Source organism: Myxacorys chilensis (genome assembly GCF_059505265.1).
In genome coordinates, this window is the sequence record NZ_JCACKG010000210.1 from 1 (window position 1) to 3,090 (window position 3,090).

3 protein-coding genes are annotated in these 3,090 nt (G+C 45.1%); 2 read left to right on the plus strand and 1 reads right to left on the minus strand.

The genetic code is table 11. The annotated features are described in order from the left end of the window. Positions 1-53: 53 nt before the first annotated feature. Positions 54-272: a hypothetical protein gene (locus tag AC5JLB_RS20600; RefSeq protein ID WP_495875689.1), complete on the plus strand. Its 219-nt coding sequence runs from the start codon at positions 54-56 to the stop codon at positions 270-272. A 698-nt stretch (positions 273-970) separates the two neighbouring features. Beyond that, the gene (locus AC5JLB_RS20605) at positions 971-2,197 is read left to right on the plus strand and encodes a DUF2927 domain-containing protein (RefSeq protein WP_495875690.1); all 1,227 of its coding nucleotides are present in this window, start codon (positions 971-973) and stop codon (positions 2,195-2,197) included. A gap of 95 nt (positions 2,198-2,292) precedes the next feature. Here AC5JLB_RS20605 and AC5JLB_RS20610 read toward each other — a convergent pair whose 3' ends face one another. After that, positions 2,293-2,703: a pentapeptide repeat-containing protein gene (locus AC5JLB_RS20610; protein ID WP_495875691.1), complete on the minus strand. Its 411-nt coding sequence runs from the start codon at positions 2,701-2,703 to the stop codon at positions 2,293-2,295. Positions 2,704-3,090: the final 387 nt, after the last annotated feature.

Sequence of the window (3,090 nt, forward strand, 5' to 3'; positions counted from 1 at the left end):
GTGGCTTGCGGTTGTTTTCTTCTGTTCTCTCAACTTAACCCGCAACTTGGATTATGTATCTAATCGCTGGTAAATACTTGCTTGAGTGCGTTGCACCGCACCATCAAACCGGAGACGGTCTTTTTCTCGAGCAGATCGTTGGGTGGAAAATGCAGCCAGTCCTGTTAGCAGCACTGTACCGACCAACACAAGATATGGAAGCCAGAAACGGTGAGGGCGAAAAAGTCGAGATGGCAACGTTAACTCCAAAAGGCGACCTGCGCCAAAAGTAAAGAAGGGCTAGGAAGCTCTTAGGCTCGTTCAGAAGAAACACGTATCCATTCTAAACGTGTCTTGTGTATAAAATTCTTGATAACCCTGCTTTATCAAGAATTTTATAGACGGGTCTCCCAATGCGAGAGATAGGCGTCTTGAGACTGGAAAGATTTGGGAACGGGTCTAGAAGTCCTGATCAGTCGGAAGCAACCGGAGCATCGTTGAAACACAGAACATTATTGAGAAGTGTAAAATTAAGAAGTGTAAATTCAATAGTTTTATCAGAGCCGATGACCTGTTTTGGGCTACAAGTTTTACTGATACGATTGCTCTGTAAGTTCCATAGGATAGCCTCGTAATTCCTCTGAGCGCTGACTTACAAACACGCTAATCAGGCTTTTCTTTGGCGACAAGCATATTACTGAGTCTTGTAAAACCGTATTTGCTACAGTGTCTTAACGACTAAATAAGCTAACTTCAACTTGATCGATTTAAATTTCGGATAAAGTGATCAATCTGTCCCGATCAGGGTTCAAATAGAGAGGAATTTATTCTGTGTGGACGATCGCACCGACAAAAATAAGTACATTCGATCTATATCTTTTGATCCTTACAAAGTGTGATCAAAAGAATGTGATTAAACAAAATGTACAGGGGAACTTTAAGCGAAACCGTCCTTCCACCTTTGCCCCCTAAATACAAGGAAACTCACACAATGAACTGGAACAACGCTGTCCAAGCTGTAAGCCGTGGTCTTATGTTCGTAGGAATTGCTTCAGCCGTTGTGTCCGCGTCAGGATTCCGAAGTATTTCGAGTGCGGCCCGCCCCGCAGAACTGATGACGAGCGATCGCAGTAGTGAGATTAATGTCCGATTAAATCCATCGGTGCGATCGCAGCCACTTCACTATGGCTATTCCGGCGATCGCGTCCAGATTCTTCAGCAACAGCAAGGGGATGATGAATGGGTGTGGTACTACGTCAAATTCGATCGCTCTGGTGCGATGGGTTGGGTGCGTAGCGATCTGATTCGTCGGGAAACCCTATCTGGCGCAATGCAACCTTCTAGTCAAGCAACGCGGCCTTCTAGTAAAGTTGCCAGTTCCGCTGTATATCCTCTGCCTCAATCTAGGGTTGCTCCACCTCCAGTGTCCTCCGTTGCTACTCGAAACGTGTCGGACTATGGTGGTGGCAATACTACATCTCGATCTCCTTTACCTCAATCTCCTTCACCTCAGTCTCCTCTATCTCAATCTAGAGTTGCTCCACCTCCAGTGTCCTCCGTTGCGAGACGAAGCGTACCCAACTATCCTTACGGCACTAGTTTTACCCAAGAGCAGATTAATTATTTCATGGAAATTGCAATGGGATCTGAATTTGATTCCAGTGGAAATTCCAAAATTCGTAAATGGCAAGGTGATGTCAGAATCCAATATTTTGGAACGCCAACTCAAACAGACTTAGCAACGCTGAATACGGTCATAGAGGAGGTGAATGGGCTAGTAGGGGGAGCCATTCGGCTACAGCTTGTCCAGAATAATCCGAACGTGAGAATACGCTTTGTTCCAGAACCACAGTTTCGCAACTATGAACCGCGATACGTTCCGGTTAACTTTGGATTTTTCGCAACGAATTGGGATGCCAAGGGCACTATTCAAAGTGCGAATGTTTTGATCAATAGTCAAGGCATTACTCAAAAGGAGCGATCGCACCTAATTCGTGAGGAATTGACTCAATCGTTAGGGCTGATGCGCGATTCCTACAAATATTCAACCAGCATGTTCTATCAACCATGGACAGATGTAACCCAATATGCCGAAATTGATAAAGCCTTGATTCGGATGTTGTATAGCCCCAACATTCAAACTGGCATGACTCGGACAGAGGTACTTACAGCGATGCGAACCCTACAAGCTCGAAGCAATCCTTCTCTCAAGTTTTAGATTCACATTTTAGTCCTGTGACTTTAATTCTGGTGTAGAGGCGTCAATCGATGCCTATCTTGCGCTGATTCGCTTACCACCCAGTGTCCCTGCCACTACAATACTTGTGCAACACCTCCATTGGGCATTACCGTGCGGAGCAGCGTTGTCTCGCTTAAGTCGATGTCATCGGGAATGACATTAATCAGGGACGCCCATCGGAGATTGGCTCCAGAAAGTTGAGTACCTGTTAGGTTTGCGCCAAATAAAATTGCTGCGCCCAGATAAGCCCCTCGGAGATCTGCGCCGCTCAAATTGGCTTGAGATAAGTCAGCACCGTTCAGGTTCGCGTTCTGAAGATTGGCGTGCGAGAGATCAGCTCCATGCAGCGCTGCTTTGGTCAGATTTGTCTCGGCTAGATTGATGCCACTTAATGTTGCTTCGCTTAGCCGAGCTTCACTAAGATCCACTTGATGAAAATCGCGATGTCCTGCAGCATAACGTTTTAAGAGTTCGCTAGAGTCCATAATGTTCACCCGCTCTATAAATCACCTGATGCGATCCCTCAGAGCGTGATAGCACCGATCGCGGCTCCACTCTTGTGAGATCTAGTATCTACGTTACGCTTGATGCGCATTGATTTATATACCCAAAAGGGTGAAGTTGGTGATTGATATAAAAGCTGCTGGCTCAATATAATGCATCATTAAGAAAGCTGTAGAAAAGCATTATGTTTAGCGTTTTCAAAGCTTACGTATTAGCAGCAGATTTGGTAATGGATGTACCCGATAAAAAGACTAGTTTTTTAATTGGATACATTCGATGTAACGGATGCTAGATCAAATATTGCTAAATTAATAGGGTAATGTCCCAGATATGTTGTTGTGACTGAGAGAATCTGCTGAAATAGAGGG

Bases quoted from the DNA above. Each gene is read 5' to 3' on its own strand.
- AC5JLB_RS20610 (WP_495875691.1), bottom strand. From the start codon at position 2,703: ATGGACTCTAGCGAACTCTTAAAACGTTATGCTGCAGGACATCGCGAT.
- AC5JLB_RS20600 (WP_495875689.1), top strand. From the start codon at position 54: ATGTATCTAATCGCTGGTAAATACTTGCTTGAGTGCGTTGCACCGCAC.
- AC5JLB_RS20605 (WP_495875690.1), top strand. From the start codon at position 971: ATGAACTGGAACAACGCTGTCCAAGCTGTAAGCCGTGGTCTTATGTTC.